20 protein-coding genes and 1 tRNA gene are annotated in these 19879 nt (G+C 34.1%); 12 read left to right on the top strand and 9 right to left on the bottom strand.

What is annotated here, in order from left to right; translation table 11 throughout:
- The first annotated feature begins 79 nt into the window (after window positions 1-79).
- On the top strand, window positions 80-727 hold the full coding sequence (locus AC3OCB_RS08550; protein ID WP_498341955.1) for a CehA/McbA family metallohydrolase: 648 nt from the start codon (window positions 80-82) through the stop codon (window positions 725-727).
- Complete coding sequence (locus tag AC3OCB_RS08545; RefSeq protein WP_498341954.1) at window positions 708-1934, top strand: Nre family DNA repair protein; 1227 nt, start codon at window positions 708-710, stop codon at window positions 1932-1934. The genes AC3OCB_RS08550 and AC3OCB_RS08545 overlap by 20 nt, the downstream gene beginning before the upstream one ends.
- Here the strand turns inward: AC3OCB_RS08545 and argF are convergent.
- Entirely contained in the window at window positions 1923-2843 is a 921-nt protein-coding gene (gene argF / locus AC3OCB_RS08540; protein WP_498341953.1) for an ornithine carbamoyltransferase, read from the bottom strand. The two genes, AC3OCB_RS08545 and argF, sit on opposite strands and share 12 nt — an antisense overlap.
- Before the next feature lie 31 nt (window positions 2844-2874).
- On the opposite strand from argF, the gene AC3OCB_RS08535 reads away from it, so the two are divergent.
- From AC3OCB_RS08535 to AC3OCB_RS08515, 5 genes are all read left to right on the top strand, one after another.
- A complete protein-coding gene (locus AC3OCB_RS08535; RefSeq protein ID WP_498341952.1) occupies window positions 2875-3498 on the top strand; it encodes a DUF4443 domain-containing protein in 624 nt (207 codons plus the stop codon).
- Window positions 3491-4582 (top strand): ATP-NAD kinase family protein, encoded by a 1092-nt coding sequence (locus AC3OCB_RS08530; protein ID WP_498341951.1) that lies wholly within the window; start codon window positions 3491-3493, stop codon window positions 4580-4582. Before AC3OCB_RS08535 ends, AC3OCB_RS08530 begins: the two co-directional genes overlap by 8 nt.
- A 49-nt stretch (window positions 4583-4631) precedes the next feature.
- Window positions 4632-5351 carry a replication initiator protein WhiP gene (locus AC3OCB_RS08525; RefSeq protein ID WP_498341950.1) on the top strand — a complete coding sequence of 240 codons (720 nt, stop codon included), beginning with the start codon at window positions 4632-4634 and terminating at the stop codon, window positions 5349-5351.
- A gap of 200 nt (window positions 5352-5551) precedes the next feature.
- On the top strand, window positions 5552-5839 hold the full coding sequence (locus AC3OCB_RS08520) for a hypothetical protein (protein ID WP_498341983.1): 288 nt from the start codon (window positions 5552-5554) through the stop codon (window positions 5837-5839).
- 13 nt (window positions 5840-5852) lie between these two features.
- Window positions 5853-6653 (top strand): hypothetical protein, encoded by an 801-nt coding sequence (locus AC3OCB_RS08515; protein ID WP_498341949.1) that lies wholly within the window; start codon window positions 5853-5855, stop codon window positions 6651-6653.
- Here AC3OCB_RS08515 and AC3OCB_RS08510 read toward each other — a convergent pair.
- Complete coding sequence (locus tag AC3OCB_RS08510) at window positions 6586-7299, bottom strand: hypothetical protein (RefSeq protein ID WP_498341948.1); 714 nt, start codon at window positions 7297-7299, stop codon at window positions 6586-6588. The two genes, AC3OCB_RS08515 and AC3OCB_RS08510, sit on opposite strands and share 68 nt — an antisense overlap.
- 110 nt (window positions 7300-7409) lie before the next feature.
- Here AC3OCB_RS08510 and thsA point away from each other — a divergent pair, with 110 nt between their 5' ends.
- The gene (thsA, locus tag AC3OCB_RS08505) at window positions 7410-9089 is read left to right on the top strand and encodes a thermosome subunit alpha (protein ID WP_498341946.1); all 1680 of its coding nucleotides are present in this window, start codon (window positions 7410-7412) and stop codon (window positions 9087-9089) included.
- A gap of 13 nt (window positions 9090-9102) precedes the next feature.
- Here the strand turns inward: thsA and AC3OCB_RS08500 are convergent, their stop codons facing one another.
- Window positions 9103-9450: a hypothetical protein gene (locus tag AC3OCB_RS08500; RefSeq protein WP_498341945.1), complete on the bottom strand. Its 348-nt coding sequence runs from the start codon at window positions 9448-9450 to the stop codon at window positions 9103-9105.
- Between the two features lie 123 nt (window positions 9451-9573).
- Between AC3OCB_RS08500 and AC3OCB_RS08495 the strand changes: the two genes are divergently transcribed.
- Complete coding sequence (locus tag AC3OCB_RS08495; RefSeq protein WP_498341944.1) at window positions 9574-9879, top strand: hypothetical protein; 306 nt, start codon at window positions 9574-9576, stop codon at window positions 9877-9879.
- On the opposite strand, the gene AC3OCB_RS08490 is transcribed toward AC3OCB_RS08495, so the two are convergent.
- Both AC3OCB_RS08490 and AC3OCB_RS08485 read right to left on the bottom strand, forming a co-directional pair.
- A complete protein-coding gene (locus AC3OCB_RS08490; protein ID WP_498341942.1) occupies window positions 9871-10254 on the bottom strand; it encodes a hypothetical protein in 384 nt (127 codons plus the stop codon). The two genes, AC3OCB_RS08495 and AC3OCB_RS08490, sit on opposite strands and share 9 nt — an antisense overlap.
- Window positions 10241-10438 carry a hypothetical protein gene (locus tag AC3OCB_RS08485; protein ID WP_498341941.1) on the bottom strand — a complete coding sequence of 66 codons (198 nt, stop codon included), beginning with the start codon at window positions 10436-10438 and terminating at the stop codon, window positions 10241-10243. The genes AC3OCB_RS08490 and AC3OCB_RS08485 overlap by 14 nt, the downstream gene beginning before the upstream one ends.
- A 54-nt stretch (window positions 10439-10492) precedes the next feature.
- Between AC3OCB_RS08485 and AC3OCB_RS08480 the strand changes: the two genes are divergently transcribed.
- The gene (locus AC3OCB_RS08480; protein ID WP_498341939.1) at window positions 10493-12361 is read left to right on the top strand and encodes an arginine--tRNA ligase; all 1869 of its coding nucleotides are present in this window, start codon (window positions 10493-10495) and stop codon (window positions 12359-12361) included.
- 6 nt (window positions 12362-12367) lie between these two features.
- Here AC3OCB_RS08480 and AC3OCB_RS08475 read toward each other — a convergent pair.
- A tRNA-Arg gene (locus tag AC3OCB_RS08475) sits at window positions 12368-12442 on the bottom strand.
- Between the two features lie 125 nt (window positions 12443-12567).
- Between AC3OCB_RS08475 and AC3OCB_RS08470 the strand changes: the two genes are divergently transcribed.
- The gene (locus AC3OCB_RS08470) at window positions 12568-15081 is read left to right on the top strand and encodes an adenosylcobalamin-dependent ribonucleoside-diphosphate reductase (RefSeq protein WP_498341938.1); all 2514 of its coding nucleotides are present in this window, start codon (window positions 12568-12570) and stop codon (window positions 15079-15081) included.
- An 83-nt stretch (window positions 15082-15164) separates the two neighbouring features.
- On the top strand, window positions 15165-15554 hold the full coding sequence (locus AC3OCB_RS08465) for a transcriptional regulator (protein ID WP_498341937.1): 390 nt from the start codon (window positions 15165-15167) through the stop codon (window positions 15552-15554).
- Here the strand turns inward: AC3OCB_RS08465 and AC3OCB_RS08460 are convergent.
- From AC3OCB_RS08460 to gatD, 3 genes are all read right to left on the bottom strand, one after another.
- Window positions 15522-16589: a hypothetical protein gene (locus tag AC3OCB_RS08460; protein ID WP_498341936.1), complete on the bottom strand. Its 1068-nt coding sequence runs from the start codon at window positions 16587-16589 to the stop codon at window positions 15522-15524. The genes AC3OCB_RS08465 and AC3OCB_RS08460 overlap by 33 nt on opposite strands.
- Window positions 16590-16661: 72 nt before the next feature.
- Window positions 16662-18548, bottom strand: a complete 1887-nt coding sequence (gene gatE / locus AC3OCB_RS08455) for a Glu-tRNA(Gln) amidotransferase subunit GatE (RefSeq protein ID WP_498341935.1) — start codon at window positions 18546-18548, stop codon at window positions 16662-16664.
- Window positions 18526-19869: a Glu-tRNA(Gln) amidotransferase subunit GatD gene (gene gatD / locus AC3OCB_RS08450; RefSeq protein WP_498341934.1), complete on the bottom strand. Its 1344-nt coding sequence runs from the start codon at window positions 19867-19869 to the stop codon at window positions 18526-18528. Before gatD ends, gatE begins: the two co-directional genes overlap by 23 nt.
- Window positions 19870-19879 lie beyond the last annotated feature (10 nt).

The following is a 19879-nucleotide window of genomic DNA, read 5'->3' as shown; positions in this document are numbered from 1 at the left end:
TAGGGGATAATCTGATTAGGGGGGCTGCAGGTATAACTATATTAACAGTAGAAGTAATGAGAGAATTAGGGTACATTTAATGCTAAAAATTGATTTTCATACACATACTTTTTATAGTGATGGTAAAGAATCCCCTCAAACAATGCTAAACTATGCCTTAAAAATTGGATTAGACGGATTAGCAATAACAGATCATGATACATCTAAAGCTCATTTTGTTTTTAAAGACAGACATCATATTATACCTGGACAAGAGGTAACTACACAGTTCGGTCATGTAGTAATTCTATGTAATTTTCCTCCTTCTCCTCCTAATAGATTACCGGAGCTGGTAGATTATGCAAAAGAGAACAGCTGTATAGTGTTTCCTTCACATCCATTTGATATTTTCAGAAAAGGGATTGGAGATAAAGTCTTTGAATATAGATTTGACGCGATTGAAATTTTTAATTCTAAGGCTCCAAAAAAAGCTAATGAAAAAGCCAGAGAGGCCTCAGAAAAACTTCACTTGCCCGGACTAGCAAATAGTGATTCACACGTAAAATATGCATTAGGCTCCGCTTACAATGCTGTTAATATAACTGAGTTTAATGTGGATGAAATTCTTGATTGTATAAGAAAGAACAGAATAGAAGCAGTTGGCGTAGGACTAACAGTAAAGGCTAAGTTTGAGATTGCTAAATGGTATATATTGAGGAAATTAAGAATTGAGAAAAATACCAGCTGAGCTTTGTGTAAAATGTAAAGGTTATAAATATTTATGTGGTTTGCCCTCTTGCCCAATCTTAGATAGGTTTAGAAACGTAGCAGTAACTGTGTCTAAAATTATAAATAATGATAAAATTGAAGGAGCAACTCCTCCAAGTATAGTTATTGGGGAGAAAAACTATCCTAAGGTCTCAGTTATCTATAACGTACCGCCATCTGTTACTGGAGAGGAAGCAAAAGACTATGAAAACCCCACAGGTTGGTGGGGTAAGAAAGGCCTTAGCGATATCTTGTCCCTTAGAACTTCAATGATTTCTTCAATATTTTCTGGCATTAAAGTGGATGAGCCAGAAAAGCTATATGAAAAAGAAATTTCGATAACTGCAGTATCAGAGAAACCGGTACTCTCAGAAGTTATAAGTGAAACAAAAAACGTAGTCCCAAAACTAAAGTTTGACGGAATATTGCTACCCAGAGGACCTTCATTGAATGCTAAAGATATAAAAGTCAATGAAAATCCTAAAATACCTAAAACTCTTGACAAGTTGATATTTGATGATATAAAGGCACAAGAAGCAATACTTAAGCTTTATAAGGATGGTCAAGATACCTACACGTTAATTAATGCCCTTTCATTAGGTCTTTTAGGTCAGAAGAAAAATAAGAAAATAGTTCCTACAAGATGGTCAATAACTGCAGTAGATACAGCTCTAGGAAATAGCTTACTTAAAGAGATCAGAAACTTCGATACACTAAATGAAACTAGAGTATATTATAACTCTTATCTTGGTAACTATTTTCATATAATCCTTTATCCTTCAAGATACAAGTCTGTTTGGGTAGAAATTTGGCATCCGCTGTCTCTGTGGGCTAATGAACTCGTAGTAAGTGACCTTTCGGAAGATTATTGGGGAGAGTATGATTTTCTAGATGGTGGTTATATGGCCGCAAGATTCGCAACGATAGAAAACTTGTATCAAATGAGAAAACAGGCAGGAGTAATAATAATTAGGGAAATAACTAGTGACTATTACGCTCCAGTAGGGAATTGGCACATTAGAGAAACAGTAAAAAGAGCATTCTCATCTTACATAAAACTCGATACTCTTACTGAGGCATTAAATTATGTAAACTCCAAGTTAAAAGCAAAAGTAAACTTACTAGAGATCAAAAGCATTAAGAAGCTAGTTACCCAAAAAACTATTGACGAATTTTTAAAGAAGTAGAGATAGAACACCCATAGCAATATATAGTCTATTTTCTGCTTCGTCCCATACAACACTCTGAGGACCGTCTATTACCTCTTTATCAACTTCCTCTCCTCTAACTGCTGGAAGACAGTGCATGAATATTGCATCCTTACTTGCATACCTCATTAAGTCTGCAGAAACTCTGTAATCCTTTAACATTTCCTTCTTCTTCTCAGCTATATTTTCTTGTCCCATACTAACCCATACGTCTGTGTACACCACTTTAGAACCTCTTACAGCTTCGTACGGGTCTTCATAAAATTCAATTATCGCTCCGCTTTTTTCCGCTTCTTCCTCTATCCTTTTCCATATCTCCTCCTTAGGTTTTAATTGTTTAGGTGTTGCAACTTTTACTGATAAGCCCATTTTGGCAGCAAAGCTCATTAAACTAACTAAAACATTGTCTCCTCCATCACCTACAAAAGTAACCGAACTATATTCACCAAATTTTTCTTTAATTGTCATATAATCAGCTAAAGCCTGCAAAGGATGAGATAAATCGCTTAACAAATTTATAATAGGTTTACTCGAATATTTAGACAATATTTCTAAGCTCTCGTGCTTGAGAACTCTAGCTCCAATTCCATCTAGATATCGTCCTAAAACTCTAGCAGTATCCTCTATTGGTTCTCCTCTCCCTAACTGTAACTCAGACTTATTCAATACAACGGGGTGTCCACCTAAAAGCTTTACAGCGGTTTCAAAACTTACTCTAGTTCTAGTACTTGTCTTCTCAAAGAGCGTTCCCACAACTTTTCCTTCTAAACTTCTTGGTATTGACCTAGTTAAATAATTGTTTTTCATTTGAAAAGATATTTCCATCATTTTTTCTATTTCTTGTTTGGAAAAATCCAATAGGCATAAAAGGCTTCTTCCTTTTAACATATTTTAAATTTTGGACTTCTTATTTAAAAATGTGGAAGAGCTATCAATATTATCAAAAGTAACTTTACCAAAGAAAGGTAATAAGCCGAATTTCGATGATGCTCATGTATTATTAGCTCTTGCTATAATAGAAAGAGAACAGCCTATAGGAAGACATCTCTTAATGAAAAAACTGTCTTTGACTGAAGCTTCTACAAGGACTATGATAAAAAGACTAAAAGAACTAGGTCTTATAAGTATAGATAAAGTAGCTGGTATATTTATTACAGAAAATGGTAGAAAACTTTTACTAAACCTTCGTAACAGAGCTAAAATAATGGAAGATGTCAACTTATCTACTTTAGGCTGGAAAGGCCAAGCAATAATAGTTAGGAATGGAAAAGCGATACTTGATAGAACAGGTTTACTTAACTTAAGAGACTTAATTATAAAACAAGGTGCTGATCACACAATTATTGCTGTAATAAACGAGGAAGGGAAAATTGAATTACCACCCAAAACTTTTGATGAGAGTGAAGAAATAAAGAAATTAAAAGATGAAATGAGAGAAAAGTTAGGAAAAGAAAATAAGATCAATGATTTAATAGTGATTTTTGAACCACAAGACCTCCATCTAGCTTATAAAATAACATTAGCAATTCTAACTAGTGAATAAAGTAGGATTTTTAGTAAATCCTATAGCAGGCAGTGGAGGGAGAATTGGGCATAAAGGAAGCGATGATTTATATATAGAAAACCCCGAAACACCGCTAAAGGTAAAAAGATTCTTACAATTAGCACCCAAAGATGTAATATATGTCACACCTAAAGGTAAAATGGGAGAAATATATTTCACAAAAGACTTCATAACCCAAACAATAGAAGTAGGAAATATTGAGAGAACAACAAGAGAGGATACACTTTATGCTAGTAGAAAATTCCTTGAACAAAATTGTAGCATCATTGTCTTTGCCGGAGGAGACGGTACAGCAAGAGATATTTACTCAGTTGTATCTAACAAGATTCCTTTACTTGGAATTCCTTCTGGGGTGAAAATGCACAGTGGAGTTTTTGCAAATACCCCAGAAGCAGCTGCAATACTTCTTTCTAAGTTTTTGAACGGAGAAGCCTCGATAGTGGAAACTGAGATATTGGACATTGACGAAGAAAAATATAGGAAAGGACTTTACGATGTAAGACTTTATGGTGTAGCTAAGACTATAACATACTCAACATATCTAACCCCAAGCAAAGAAGAAGTAAAGAGTGAAGAAAATGAGCTCGAAGAGATAGCTGATTATGTAATAGATAACATGAAAGATGATAAGTACTATATTTTTGGTAGTGGAAGTACAGTAAAATACATTCTTAAAAAACTGGGTTATGAGACAAATTTCTTATCTATAGACGTAACTTATGGAAAGAAACTTGTTCTGAGTTCTGCTAATTACTACGATTTATTAAATTTGACTGGGGAGTTAAATTTAATCTTAACCCCAATTGGTAAACAAGGATTTATCATAGGTCGAGGAAATCAAGAGATTGGTCCAGAATTGCTAAAAAAGATTAAGAAAGATAATATAATTGTAGTATCTACAAGAGAAAAATTAAATACAATAGATTGCATTAGAATTGATAGTGGAGACCCTGACATAGATAAAAAACTTCAAGGTGTATATAAAATCATTGTAGGATATAATGAATTTGTTGCAATGAAAACATGTAATAATACCAGGGCAGTAGCTAATGAGAATACCTAGGGAATAAGAAACCAACCATATTATATTTTTGTTCACCGTATATATTCTGATGAAAAAAGAAGATGCTGACATAGACATTACTGTTGCTGAGGAGAAACAGCTTAAGACTGGGCCTAGATCAAAATTAATGGATGCTATACTAGTTCTACTTCTTGCTAGGCCCTTAAGAACGTCAGAAATTGCTGTCAATTTAGGTCTAGAAACTAAATATGTTAGTAGCTATTTGAGTTATTGGAGGAAAAAAGGGTTAGTGTACCAAGAGGCAGGTAGATGGTACTTATCAAGACAAGGAGAGGACTTAGCTAAAGAGATACTAGAAGGGAAGAATAACTCGAAATTTGCAGAGTATCTTACTTTTGCAAAACAAATACTTAATGAAAATGTTAAGCAGACAATGAATAACAAAGAATCAACAAAACAAAACAAAGAAGGAAAAGAATTTTTGTCGTTTATTGGCGACTTAACAAGTACCAAAAACAAAAAACAACAAAAATCAGATTTAACGGAGTGTCTCTCACCTATACTAGAAAAGTTAGATGAGGAGGAGAAAGAATTACTTTCATTTTTGCTAAGCAAGTACAAACAGTGGGGTTCTACATACGTTTATTTGGATCAAATTCAAGAAGAATTTGGAGCTGAATTTGATTGGTTAATTAAAGTATTGAGGAAGCTTCAAACAAAAAGAATTGTTTACCTATATCACGATCCTAAGCTCGGTTTTAGAATAGGATTTACGCAAAAAGTAAAGGACATAATATCTAATTGTTAATATCTACTACTACTTTTCGGTTTGTTTTTAGTATCCTGACGTTATTTTAATTTACTTTATACAAACCGATTATTACTATTTACCTTGTTTAGTGACAGAGAGTAGTAGTAGTAATATATATTAGTATTTTGTATTAAGTTTAAACTAGGTGTAGTGTATTGTCTGAATCTACGAAGTCTTCCAAGATCTCAGAAGATGAGATGAATAAAGTGTTAGCAAAAGCTGAGAAAGAGGCAGAAAAGAAAGATCATAAGAAGCAGTGGATAGAAAAGATGATAAAAAGTGCAAAAACTTATTACAAGTTGTGTCCTTATTTTGATAAGAAGTCTTCTCAGTGTTTCTTAGCATTGGGTGAAAAATGTACAAGAGAAGGCAGATATGAAAATTGCCCTATATTCCTAGGTTATTTGGATCAAAAATATAATGAGATTACACAAAAGAAAAAATTACTTCCGATGGACTTTTTAGATCTAGCTCAAATGGTTTAGTGGGATCAGATAAGTGCCCAGGAAGAAAAAAAGTGAAGAGCAGCAACAAGGAGAAACTAGAACTCAGAAAAAGAAATCTACAAAGAAAGAAAAATATGTGGATCCCAATGAACTAATAGAAGAATATTTAGATGAGGTCATCAATTCATTAGGTTTAGCTTACTTGAACTTGGAAAGAGACGAATATAAGGAGTTAATAAAAGAGCCTTTTGCTGGTGCTGTAGGCCAAGTAAAGACTAAACCAAAAGTTAGGACAATTATAAACAGACTTCAAGCAAATAGAGACTCTCTTATGGAATTTATTGCAATGAAATTACTTAGAATAAAGGAAGTAAGTAAACTTACTGATGACCAATTGGAATTCGTTGTTTATAACGTCAAAACTGCAATTAAGGATCTGGCACCCACACTTTATGAAGAGTTGGTTAAAAGGAACAGAAACGATCTGATAGATTTCCTAAGAGCAACCTGGGCTAGATTTGGAATAAATTCTCCGATAGAGTGTCCTAAGTGTAAATTTAATGCAATTATGCCTGATTTTTCCTGTTATGTTTGCAAATATGTTATATCAATGAAACAACTTAAAGAGCAAATTCATATAATAGAATTACTTACTGAATATGCTAAAACTGATAAAGACGGTTTTAAGGAAATATTGTCTTCTGGTTATTTTTATTATTCATGGGAGGGTATTTCACCCCCCAGTAAAATGCCTAAAAATAATCCATTAGTTTTTGAGATCGTCCTTAATAAGGAGGAGAAAGAGAAGTTAAAATCCTCTTACAGCGTTGACAATAATCCCCCTCGTCAATGAAAGCATTACAATACTTACATTTTTTCTTTTCGAATAGTTTTATTGAGGTGTAAAATGTATGGAAAAGCTCATAATTATCATTCAGATAGGAATTAGCCCACGAATATATTTTGGCGAATGTTTCATCTTTCCAGTTCATTTTAATCTCTGCAAAACCTTTTAATTCTAAAACTGATGTAGAGAAGAAAGGTATAATAAATACTTTATCATTAAATGTAACTAGAGGAGAAGAGAAGCTCAAATAGTTTGAGTCTTTTACAGATATGCTATATATCATATATGATAATAGAAAATCAGAAGTAAATGGTAAAATTTTCTTCTTGGGAATTGTTGTACTTTCAATAATTAATTTCCATAGTATATCATTTATATTATTAGTATCACTAGTATCTATTTCAACTTCATTAACTTCTAATTTGCATTTATAGCATGCTTTTTCTATTATAAATTTCATTAAGTCTGCTATTGGTTTAAACTGATTGTCTGTAATTATAACCGCTTTATCATTAAAGTTTATTTGTTTAGTCTCATAAAGCTCTTTCCTTACCCTTTTTACAATTTCGTCTCTTGCACAATAGTCACAGAGTTTTCTTCCCCCTATTACTGTGATCGCTTCTCTCTTATTGCATCGCTGGCAAAGAGTCATTTGTATTCTACTAATTTTTCTTTTATCCTCTTAAATTGATCACATGAAAATATGACAGAAAAATTTATATATAAGCGATTCTAATGCAAAACCAGAAACGGTGGTTAATTATGGCAAATGCACCAGTTCTCTTACTAAAAGAGGGTACTCAAAGATCATCTGGGAAAGACGCGTTAAAGAACAACATTCTTGCAGCAGTTACTTTATCTGAGATGTTAAAGAGCAGTTTAGGTCCTAGAGGACTAGATAAAATGCTAATTGATAGTTTTGGAGACGTAACAATAACAAATGATGGTGCAACAATTGTAAAAGATATGGAAATTCAACATCCAGCAGCAAAGCTTCTCGTTGAAGCTGCAAAAGCACAGGATGCAGAGGTCGGAGATGGAACTACTTCAGCTGTAGTATTAGCAGGCCTTTTGCTAGATAAAGCTGATGATTTACTTGACCAAAACATTCATCCAACTATTATAATTGAAGGTTATAAGAAAGCTCTAAGCAAGTCACTAGAGCTAATTGACCAAATGGCTACTAAAATAGATGTTTCAAACTTAAACTCTCCTGCAACAAAGGATCAGTTAAAGAAAATTGTCTACACTACAATGTCAAGCAAATTTGTTGCTGGCGGAGAAGAGATGGACAAGATAATGAACATGGTAATTGATGCAGTTTCTATTGTAGCCGAACCCTTACCAGAGGGCGGATACAGTGTTCCTCTTGATCTAATAAAGATTGATAAGAAGAAAGGAGGAAGCATAGAAGATAGCATGTTAGTTCACGGTCTAGTACTCGATAAAGAAGTTGTTCACCCTGGAATGCCAAGAAGAGTTGAAAAAGCAAAGATTGCAGTATTAGATGCTGCACTTGAGGTAGAGAAACCTGAAATTTCAGCAAAAATAAGTATAACTAGTCCAGACCAAATAAAGGCATTCTTAGATGAAGAGTCAAAGTATCTAAAAGAAATGGTAGACAAACTTGCCTCAATTGGTGCAAACGTAGTCATATGCCAGAAAGGCATTGATGATATTGCACAGCACTTCTTAGCAAAGAAAGGAATACTTGCAGTAAGAAGAGTAAAGAGAAGTGACATTGAGAAGCTAGAGAAAGCATTAGGTGCAAGAATAATAAGTAGCATTAAAGATGCAACACCCGAAGATTTGGGTTATGCTGAGCTTGTAGAAGAAAGAAGAGTAGGAAATGATAAGATGGTATTCATTGAAGGGGCAAAGAATCCAAAGGCTGTAAACATCCTCTTGAGAGGCTCAAACGATATGGCATTAGATGAAGCTGAAAGAAGCATTAATGACGCATTACACGCATTAAGGAATGTGTTATTAAAGCCAATGATTGTTGCAGGTGGTGGTGCAGTAGAGACTGAGCTAGCATTAAGACTTAGAGAGTATGCTAGATCAGTAGGCGGAAAAGAGCAATTAGCAATAGAGAAGTTTGCAGAGGCATTAGAAGAGATCCCAATGATATTAGCTGAAACTGCTGGAATGGAGCCAATACAAACATTAATGGACTTGAGAGCTAAGCATGCTAAAGGATTAGTAAATGCTGGAATCAACGTAATGGATGCTAAGATTGCAGATGATATGTTAGCACTTAATGTATTAGAGCCAGTAAGAGTGAAATCTCAAGTATTAAAGAGTGCTGTTGAAGCAGCAACTGCAATATTAAAGATTGATGATTTAATATCTGCTGCTCCATTAAAGAGTGGTGCAGGAGGAAAAGGTGGAGAAAAGAAGGGAGAAGAAGGAGGAGAGTCTAGCACCCCATCATTAGAGTAATAATTTTTTATTTTTATTTAAACATCATTACTTGATTTCTTTCTTCTGACGAATCATATCCGTCAAGTTCATCAAGTATCTTTTTTGCTGCATCTTTTACTTTTTGGCTCGAATAACTATCATAAACTGTTTTAAGTAATTTTTTAGTTAAATCTACTCCAATTATGAAAAATAAGTTTGTAAAGTCTGGACTTAATAAGAAGTCTGCTAATTTCTCCGGGTTTCCACCATAAGAAGAGAACCCGTACTTAGATTCAGCTTTAGCGAGAAGTTTTTGAGCTTCATCTAATCGCCTCATATCTAGGCTTACGGGGGTTAATATCTTACTTACTACATGCCTTAGAAAATCTGGTTCGCTCAATTACTTCGCCTAAAATATAATTATTATGCTGGCATATAAAAGCTGTAATTTTAAGTCCTATGTTTCAAAAATATTTATAAGTATTGAACACTTGTTATAAGTTAGATAGTGAGGGTTTAAATAATGGCGTCCGTTAAGAAGAAGAAAAAAGCTGGAGAGAAAGAGGAGGACTCGAGTAATAAAATTGAGAACAAGCTCAAGGTATTATATTCTGATAAAGAAGTTGTTGTTATGACTGCTCCTAATGAAGAGGAATTAAAACAAATACTCCTAGATTTACTGAAAGAAAAACCTATGAATTTAAAAGAATTACATTCATATCTTTCTGGGATAGCTAGCGAAGATAAAATAAGGAAAGCTCTTTCTGATCTTGCAGAGAAAAATATGGTCACTATGCTAGAAGACGGTAGATACGCGAAGTTAGGTTAAATTTTTGAATGGGCAATCTCTCCATTGTGTTTCACATAGCCTTGCTTGTGACTCTGTTAATATTCTCCTTAAAACTTTACAATATGCTACTAATCCTTTTTCTGTCTTAATTAATTGAAAATAGGTACATTCGCTATCTAGTACTTTTTCCAAAATGTTTATTTTAGGGTAAAAATTGACTTCTTCACCTGTTTCTTCAGACGTCGTAAAGGTCTCTATGCCTTCCTTTTTTTCTTCTGAATCAACAAAGAATCTACAACTTTTAAAATCCTTAAAGCATCTATTTGGACTCGTTACCACATCGGACGGAGTATCAAGCATGGGGGAAGTACAATAACCAGATTTATAGTAAGGGCATACGTTACGTTTCTGCAACTTCTCTCACTATTACGTGTACTCCAAGTAAGTCATCATCCTCATTTTCGGTCGGTAATGTTACCTTATTAATAACTATCTGGTCTGCTTCTTTTATCTTCTCTAGCACTTCAGCCATTTTCTTATCGTCCATTTTTCTTTCTCCTTTTAAATCTTCTACTATTAATACTTCTGCTCTCTTCATAGTTTACCACTTGTCAAGGGAAAAAGATATAAAGATAGTGGCTTATGCTCTGTTGTGAATCCTATAAAAGAGGCTAAAGTTGAGTTTGCAAAGTTACTTTCTGATAGACTAGGTATAACAGAAGATAAAGTATATGAGAATATTGAATATCCTCCAAAGGAACAGATGGGAGATCTTTCATTACCTTTGCCAACTATTACAAAGGATAAGGAGAAGCTTAGCATTTCAGACTTCCCTTCTGGGAAACTTATAAAAGATATTAAGAAAACTGGCATATATGTTAATGCAATTTTAAATGAGAGAGAGTTATTCCTTCTTATTTTTTCAAACTTATCTGAAGATTATGGAATAGAAAAAATAGATTCTCCAAAGAGAATTGTAGTTGAGCACACTAGTGCAAATCCTATTCATCCACTACATGTAGGGCATTTAAGAAATGCAATACTTGGTGATACGATAGCAAGAATGTTAAGGGCTAGAGGACATCAAGTAAATACAAGGTTTTACGTTAATGATGCAGGTAGACAAGTAGCAATACTAACTTTAGGTTATACTTTACTTGGAGAACCAGAACCACCTAAAGATGTAAAAATTGATCAATGGATAGGTGCAATTTACGCAATTACTAACATTCTTATAGAAATAAATCAGTTAAAAAAAGAACTTCATCCAGAAAAGGAAGAAGAATATAGAGAAAAAATACAAAAACTGGACGAGTTAGTTTCTTTAGCTGGAAAACAGAGAGAAAAATACCCTGAAATTTTCGATAAACTTGCAGACGAGATAGTAAAAATCGAAGATGTAGAAGCTAAAATCCAAGATATCATAAGGAACTATGAAGGTAGGAGGGATGAGAGGATTGTTAATACTATCAGAAAATTAGTGAATTGGACACTAGAAGGTTTTAAGGAGAGTCTTAAAGCTCTTGATATAAGTTTTGATAATTTTGATTATGAAAGTGATCTTTTATGGAGTAAAAGAGTCGACAGTATACTTAAGTTAGCACTTTCTTCTGAGTTTGCGAAACAGCATAAAGGTACGTTAGCTTTATCATTAGATGTCAATCCGGAGGTCAGGGAGAAACTAAATATACCATTGGGCTTAGAGCTTCCGCCCTTAGTTCTTGTAAGATCAGATGGCACTTCTTTATACACAACTAGAGATATGGCATATACTTTGTTTAAGTTTGAAACTTTCTCTGCTGATAAAGTTATAAACGTTATAGCCGAACAGCAGTCAGTTCCTCAGATGCAATTAAGGGCTTCTCTCTATCTTTTAGGGTTCAAGAATATTGCAGAAAACTTAGTTCATTACTCTTACGGAATGGTCAACTTGCAAGGTATAAAAATGAGTGGTAGGCTAGGAAGATTTGTTTCATTGGACGAAATAATTGATGAAGTGAAAGAGGTTGCTGAGAATAAAATAAAGGAAAAAGGAGGAAATCTAAACACCTTAATGGATATAGTTAACTCTGCTATTAGATATGTTATCCTTTCTGTATCTGCAAACAAACCGGTTTCATTTAATATAAAGAACGTTGTAGATTTTGAACAAAATAGTGGACCCTATTTACAGTATACATACGCAAGGGCATATAACATATTAAGCAAGAGTACTGAGCCCCTTGACGTAAATAAGGTTGATTTCAATGATATTGTAGATGATAAAAGAAAGTTGTTATTGCTTATTGCAAAATTCCCTGAGATCTCATCAAAAGCCATAGATGAACTAAGGCCAGAAGATTTACTTGGTTTTCTAAGAAACACATCTGATACTTTTAATAGATGGTATAATTTTGAAAGGGTTTTACAAGAGCCAGATGAGGGTAAAAGAATGCTGAGGCTACATATAGTAAAAGGGGTAGAAAGAGTGCTATATAATGGTTTAAGCTTGGTTGGGATAAAACCATTGCAAAGAATGTGAAAATAGCGGACCCGCCGGGATTTGAACCCGGGATCGCTGGCTCCGCAGGCCAGCGCTCTATCCTGGCTGAGCTACGGGTCCACATAATATTCTTTACCTCGATAATTATAAAGTATACTAATCCTTGACAAAATATATTTTGGTATTACCAAGTTCTTTATATGGAGTGTTAATATATTTTTATGTTAAATCTTTAATGATAACAAATGCAAAAAGCTGATATTAGCATTCTCTCTCTATCGAAATTAAAGGTTCTTAAAAGAGGAGGTAAGGTCGAAGACTTTAAGGCTGATAAGATCCTTTCTAAATTAGGTTCTGTTCCAACAGAAGTAATTGATGGTATACTTAATGATGTATCGCAAAATGCTAAAGATAATGCTATTGACACAAGGACAATTGCGGATATAGTAGAAAGGAATCTAATTGAGAACTCTCTTGATCACCCCGAGCTAATGGATTTGGCTAAGAAGTACGTTTTGGCTAGAATATATAATCATGTTTATGGTAAAGGTAAGTGGAATTCCTTTGATGAAAGAGATCTTTTACTATCTTACAATGCGTTAAAAGTTCTTGAAGCAAGGTACTTGCTAAAAGACCCTAATACGCTTAGATACATAGAGACTCCACAGATGATGTTTAAGAGAGTAGCAAAGTTCTTATCATCAGTAGATCTCTCCTATGGCAAGTCTGAAAATGAAGTTAAACAGTTAGAGAATAATTTCTACAAAATAATGAGTGAATTAAAGTTTCTGCCAAATACACCAACACTAATGAATAGTGCAACTAGGCTTGGGATTCTATCAGCTTGTTTTGTGATTCCAGTTAGAGACTCTATGATCACTCCAACTGGAGAAGGAATATATGATGCTTTAAGGGCTATGGCAGTTGTTCATCAGCAGGGTGGTGGTACTGGTTTTGACTTCTCGGAGCTAAGACCTAAAGGTGATATTGTTGCTTCAACAGCTGGAGTAGCTTCCGGTCCCGTTTCCTTTATGAGAATATTCGATGTTTCCACTGATGTTGTTAAGCAGGGGGGGAAAAGAAGAGGAGCAAATATGGGTGTAATGCACGTATGGCATCCAGATATTGAAGATTTCATAAAAGCTAAGACTGGGCAACTAAAGGATACTCAATTACAGAACTTTAACATTTCTGTTGGTGCTTATGACTACTTCATGCAAGCTGTAGAGAGGAGTGACGTTGTACCTCTAGTAAACCCTAGAAAGACTAGAATTCCAGGTAAGGATTGGGAGTATTATATAACAAAAGCAAGAGATTATATTACAGAAGACTGGGTACAAGAAGTTATCCTTTCAGAGTTAGAGGAACATAATGGTGTAGTTTCACTAGATGAGAGTAAGATCATCACGGTAGATGAGGCTTTAGTAATTGCTGAGAAAGAAGGAGCAATTTCACAATGGGTTAATGCTAGAAAACTCTTTGACGAGATAATTAGAGGTGCTTGGGATAGCGGTGACCCTGGTTTACTTTTTATAGACACGATAAATAGAAGACATCCAACATGGTACTTAGGGAAGATTAACTCAACAAACCCATGTGGTGAAGAGCCACTATTGCCTTGGGAGAGCTGTAATTTAGGTTCAATTAACTTAGAAAAGTTTGTAATAGAGAAAGATGGTAAAGTACAGATTGATTGGGATGGTTTAGCAGAAACAATCAAATATGCCATCAGACTACTAGATAACGTAATTGATGCAAACCGCTATCCATTAAAACAAATTGAAGAAGCTACAAAGAGGACTAGAAAGACTGGTCTAGGTGTTATGGGTCTAGCAAGGATGTTGATCAAACTGGGAATAGCATATGACAGTATTGACGCTGCGTATTTATCTTATCAGTTGGCAAAGTTCATTTATTATCATGCATTCAAAGAGTCAATTGAGATTGCTAAAGAGAAAGGTTCATTCCCCGCTTATGACTCCAAACTGTACAAAGACATCTGGGAGAGTGCAAAGAGTTTTGATGAAATTTTGAATATAGTTGGAGCAAGTGAAAAACCATCTGACTATGTGAAAAAAATAACTTCTACTGTTGATAAACTAGATTTCGACAGACTAAAAGAGGATAGGATTAAATACGGATTAAGAAATGCTACTGTCGTTTCGGTGGCTCCAACTGGAACACTTTCAATCATTGCGGGTACTTCATCTTCTATTGAACCACTCTTTGCCCTTGCGTTTATCAGAAGCGTTGCTGTCGGTAAATTCATGGAGATTGACCCACTCTTCCTTGAGTATTTGAGGAAGTATGAGCTAGACAATCCAGAGGTTGTAAAGAAAATTGCTGAAACTGGTATGATAGGAGATAACCCATTCATGCCAAAGAGTATGAGAAAAGTCTTTAGGACTGCTCATGAAGTTGCACCAGAGTATCATTTATTACATCAAGCAGCATGGCAACAGTGGAACGATTCTGGTACATCAAAGACTATAAACTTGAGGAGCGAAGAGCCACCAGAGACTGTTGAAAAGGTGTATTTACTAGCTTGGAAGCTGGGCGTAAAAGGTGTAACTGTGTACAGAGATAAGTCTAAATCACAGCAAGTAATCTACTTTGGCATAAAGAAGGAAAGAGAAGAGGTAAAGAAAGAAGAGGAGAAGAAAGTTCAACAATTAGTCCCTTCATCATTTAGAATGCAACAAAAATTCGTAGAAGTTAGTGAGACATATTCTGGCGGATGTAAAACCTGTGAACTATGAGATTTTTAGCCTTTTTAGAACTAAAGGATAAGCTATAAGATTTTTATTCTTATTTTTTGATATTTCTATTGTAGTGCGTTTATATGCAATTGGTACTTCCTTGTGAATATTCAGTAAAAGAAATTTTACCAGCTATTAGGGCATTAGTGGCAGAAAAATTGGTACAGGAGAAGAATTTATCTATTTATAAAGCTGCTGATTTAATGGGATTAACCCCTGCTGCGGTAGAAAATTATTTAAAGAAAAGAAGAGGAACTGGAGTTAAAGAATTATTGAAAAATGATAAAGAATTCATGGATTTCTTAGATAGTTTCAGTAACAAGGTTGCTAGGAGGGAAGACTCTTCTTTATCTTCCTATTATTGTATTTTATGTACTGAAGGGAAAAAAGTCCTTAATAAAAATGGTTATAAACTATCGCATTGTATAGTAGAGAACAATCTAGCTACTTATAATCTTTCTCTTGAGGAATGATTCTAAAAGTTTTCTAATTTTTAATCTTATGAAAATTATTCCAAATCTTTTTATTGGTATCTTTATTCTATCGAATTCTGTATTTAACTTTTCACTCTCTGTTCCTTGGGGAGATAATATGTATGCCTCTTCTATTCTAGCAGCTAATATAATATTTGCAATAACTGGTACATTATTTAAATTAGCTAAACCTATAATTAAATTATTATTTTCATACTTAAAGAAAAACGGAATTATTTCGCTCGGATATATTTTATAAATAGAAATTGGAAATTGGATTTTACAGTCTAGTCTCTCTATTCTGTTTTTTAAGTTCCATGCCACTTCATATGGTTTTGCTTCCTTCCAAGAAGAAGTTCTTAGTAGTGCAACTTTACCTCTTGTGGACACACTTATTTTACCTAGTTCGTTTTTAATCTCTAATTTATTATCTCCAACCAACGTATAAGTTTCCTTTAGCGTTATACTAAAAAACTCCGACTTCCCTTCGTACTTTTTACTTTGAGAAATAAAAAATGGATTAAGGTATGTATAAATCGGATTAACATAACCAGTATCTAATATTAATTCATTTTCATAAAACTCCATTCCCTTTTCATTTCTAAGCCTTAATTTTTCATTTATTTCTCCGCTCTCCATTATTATCTTTTTATTTTCTTCAATATCCTCTCTAGGCCAAAAAGAAGGATTGAAGTAGCTCTCTCCTTCCTTACATGGAAGTAAGTCATAAATCATGTTTACTATACTTCTAGTGTTGATCTTCAAGTCCCATCCAATCGCAATGGGTTCATAAATAGGTGATAAAAAGTAAAGCAACTTATCGTTTTTTTCGCCTTTTGTTTCTACTTGCGATCCATCAGGACCTATAATAACTGAATTATAATTCCATGCTATTTCTTTAGGGTTGAGTAATGAGAGGAGTTGAGGTGCTTGATCCAAAGATAGTATTTTTTCGTCTTCTTTAAGTTCAATCTTATCTTCTTGCTTTATCGGGAAATCAGAGGCTACCTTTAGTAATAAATCATCAATTTTCATAAGCGGTCAGGCTCATCATCTTAAAATCCGACAAATGCCTTTTCTTCACCTATCTGTCTCGGGGGTAACTCTTCATCTTAAATATTTCTTTATTAACTCAACTACTTTTCTACTATCTACTCTTCCTCTCACTTTACTCATAACTTTACTCATAACTATATTAAATGCTTTATCTTTCTTAGTTTCAATATCTTTTTTATTTTGCTCAATCACTTCTATTATTATTTTTTCTAACTCCTCATCAGCTAGAGGTGAATACTCTTTTATAATTTCATTTAATGGTCTTTTACTGAGCCCTAGCTCAAGTAATATCTCTTGTACAGCATCTTTTGGAATTTTGTCTTCATAAACGTACCTTATTAGATCTTCTAAGACATCATCAGTTATAACAGATACATCTCCTCCTTTGCTCTTTACATATTTTACTGTAACCTCTAATGTTGATGCTATGAAAGTAGGGGAAACTTTAGGAGAATATTTATTTACAAGTTCGTCGAATAGATCTAATCTTAAACTATTCAGAATGAGGTTAGCTAAGTCCTTGCTTAATCCTAGCTGAAGTAGCTTTTTCATTTTTATTTCTGGCTCTTCTGGTTTGAATTTTTCAGCCAACGCTAATATTCTCTCGTCTATTCTTCTTGGAGGTATATCAGTCTCTGGGTACATTCTTGCAGAACCTGGTTGTGGTCTCATAAACTTAGTTGTTCCATCGTCCAATGCGGCTCTGGTTTCCTTTGGAACTCCATCAAATGCGTATAAAACTCTGTCAAGAATTGTTGTAGTAGCTAGGTCTAACTTCTCCTTAGGTCCGACTATCAGCACAAAAGCATCATTATCATTGATTTCTAAGATTTTCTTCACTTTTTCTACTTCTTCTTTTGTGATTCCATAGTTCGGCAATTCATCTGAATGGAACAGTCCTCCCAATCCAGCTAAAGATCTCACATAATCAGCTACTTCTGTCCCAAATCTTCTATTTGGCATTAATTGCCAGCCAAATATGCCTTTGAAACCTAAGATTTTAAGCCCGTATATATTGCCTCCTTTTTCTAGTTCTTTTTTTACTACTTTACTATTAGTATCTTTTAGTTCTTCTGTTAGATCAATGACTTTAAAAGAGTTTTTAACAGCGTCTTTATTAAGTCCTCTTTTTTCTAGTTCTTCTTTAATTTTTAATAACTCGTATTGTCTTTTGGCTTCATTCTTAATTATTTCTGGAATTAACTCTAGTAATTGAACTCCTTTTATTTCAGTTTTTACTCCACCTTGTATAGAGACATTTAAATCTTGTCTTATAGTCCCTATCCCTCTTTTTACTTTTCCAGTCAGTCTTAATAATTGTCCAATTTTGAGTGCTACTCTTTCAGCTTGTTCTGGAGTTCTTATATCTGGTGCAGTTGAGATTTCAACTAGAGGGATTCCTAGTCTGTCGAGTGTGTAAATTGTCTCACTTGGTGTATCAACAATTTTTCTCGACGCATCTTCTTCTAAGGCAAGTGTTTGTATCCCTATTTTTTGTCCATTATCGTCTATATAACCTCCCATACTTATAATAGCTGTTCTCTGGAAACCAGCGGTGTTAGAACCATCTATTACAATTTTTCTCATTACGTATACTTCGTCTACTAAGGTAGAGTGTAATGCTAAAGATATCGCTGTAGCAATTCCTAAGGCTTCATTATCAATTATGTGTGGAGGTTCTTCATCACATTCTACTAGACACGAGTTCTGTGAAACTCTATAGACATATTTTTTACCTTTTTGCCACTCAAAAAGCGCTGCTATATCAACTTCTCCTAGTTCACTAAATGAGGGTCTAAGGTATCTTTCTAGTTGTGTATGATATTCTTCAGTTAGAATTGTTGGACAATTGCAGAATAATTTACGCTGTGTATTTAACTGTTGGTGAATTTCGAGACCAACTTTTAACCCTAATTTACTGTAGTCTAATTCTGTCATGGAACCACCTGGGGAAGTATTCTGGTATGTGTCTATAGTTAATTTCTCCTGCAAAATTAGTCAGCATTAAATCTCTTATTTTATCTAAATCAGTTTCGTGTGCAAGCACCCACATAAGTTTTACAAGCGCAGTTTCCGGAAGTATGTCCTCTAATGGAGTAACCCCAGCGTCTTGTAATAATCTTCCAGTAGTATAAACGTTCATGTTTACTCTACCAAATAAGCATTGTGAAGTCATTCCTATAAATATACCATCTTTAGTAGCTTTTTTGAATGCCTCAAAGAAGTCTGAGGATGTATGACCTAAACCAGTACCTTCAATTATTATACCTTTAATTCCAGCAGAAGTTAAATAATCAATTATATCTGGTTTTAATCCAGGATAATATTTTAACAAAAATACTCTATCGTCAAATTTAGCGTCTAATTCGTTGTGATCTTTCCTACTTTGATAATCATCCCTAATCATTTTAAGTTCTTTTTCTCTCCAGAACACCTTAGCTAGAGGTATATCATTGATTGATTGGAAAGCATCTCTCCTACTAGTATGCATTTTTCTAACTTTTACTCCTCTGTGTACTAGCGTATAAGTATCAGAACTTTCTCCATGCATATTTACGACTACTTCAGCGAAAGGAGCATTTTTTGCAACTAATATTGATGAGTAAAGATTTATTGGTGAGTCGCTACTTGGTCTATCACTGCTTCTTTGAGATCCAACGAAGACTATTGGACCCGTGATTGATTTGAATGAGAAAGCTAATGCAGATGCTGTATATGCCATCGTGTCTGTACCGTGAGCAACAACAACTCCTAAGTTTCCTTCATCTAATGCTTTCTTTGCACTTTCAGCTATCTTAATCCAATATTCTGGTTTCATATTTTCGCTTAGAATAGAAAATAGAATTTCTGCATCTATTTTTGCAATCTCCTTAATTTCTGGCATGAAATTTATTATTTCTTCTGTTGTTAGGGCTGGTCTTACAGCACCAGTATCATATTCTATTTTGCTTACTATTGTTCCGCCAGTACTAATTATCTTAACTTCACTTTTCTCTATACTTTCGCTTTTTGAAACTTCTGAGGATTTAGTAGGAGTTTTCTTCTCTAATACTTTAAAATTAGAGATCCCATTTATGGAAAATCCAACGTTATATCCATTATCAAGCTTTACTAATATAATATCATCTGTTTTAGAATAACTTGGCATTAATACTCCTTTTATAACCAAGTTATTCTTCTGAAATTCTATAACATCTCCAATATCAACATTATAAGTAGATAAAAAGTCTAATGCCTTTCCTTTATAGCCTTCTAGCATAAAATAAAAG

Source organism: Sulfurisphaera sp. (assembly GCF_059755235.1).
Note: the sequence above shows the minus strand (reverse complement) of the source record. Positions and strands in the feature narration are given on the sequence as shown.

What these genes read in the sequence shown, in the direction of transcription:
- AC3OCB_RS08470 (WP_498341938.1), top strand. Translation starts at nt 12,568, where the DNA reads ATGCAAAAAGCTGATATTAGCATTCTCTCTCTATCGAAATTAAAGGTT.
- gatE (WP_498341935.1), bottom strand. Translation starts at nt 18,548, where the DNA reads ATGACAGAATTAGACTACAGTAAATTAGGGTTAAAAGTTGGTCTCGAA.
- thsA (WP_498341946.1), top strand. Translation starts at nt 7,410, where the DNA reads ATGGCAAATGCACCAGTTCTCTTACTAAAAGAGGGTACTCAAAGATCA.
- gatD (WP_498341934.1), bottom strand. Translation starts at nt 19,869, where the DNA reads ATGCTAGAAGGCTATAAAGGAAAGGCATTAGACTTTTTATCTACTTAT.
- AC3OCB_RS08520 (WP_498341983.1), top strand. Translation starts at nt 5,552, where the DNA reads ATGAATAAAGTGTTAGCAAAAGCTGAGAAAGAGGCAGAAAAGAAAGAT.
- AC3OCB_RS08465 (WP_498341937.1), top strand. Translation starts at nt 15,165, where the DNA reads ATGCAATTGGTACTTCCTTGTGAATATTCAGTAAAAGAAATTTTACCA.
- AC3OCB_RS08485 (WP_498341941.1), bottom strand. Translation starts at nt 10,438, where the DNA reads ATGAAGAGAGCAGAAGTATTAATAGTAGAAGATTTAAAAGGAGAAAGA.
- argF (WP_498341953.1), bottom strand. Translation starts at nt 2,843, where the DNA reads ATGTTAAAAGGAAGAAGCCTTTTATGCCTATTGGATTTTTCCAAACAA.
- AC3OCB_RS08510 (WP_498341948.1), bottom strand. Translation starts at nt 7,299, where the DNA reads ATGACTCTTTGCCAGCGATGCAATAAGAGAGAAGCGATCACAGTAATA.
- AC3OCB_RS08495 (WP_498341944.1), top strand. Translation starts at nt 9,574, where the DNA reads ATGGCGTCCGTTAAGAAGAAGAAAAAAGCTGGAGAGAAAGAGGAGGAC.
- AC3OCB_RS08550 (WP_498341955.1), top strand. Translation starts at nt 80, where the DNA reads ATGCTAAAAATTGATTTTCATACACATACTTTTTATAGTGATGGTAAA.
- AC3OCB_RS08460 (WP_498341936.1), bottom strand. Translation starts at nt 16,589, where the DNA reads ATGAAAATTGATGATTTATTACTAAAGGTAGCCTCTGATTTCCCGATA.
- AC3OCB_RS08525 (WP_498341950.1), top strand. Translation starts at nt 4,632, where the DNA reads ATGAAAAAAGAAGATGCTGACATAGACATTACTGTTGCTGAGGAGAAA.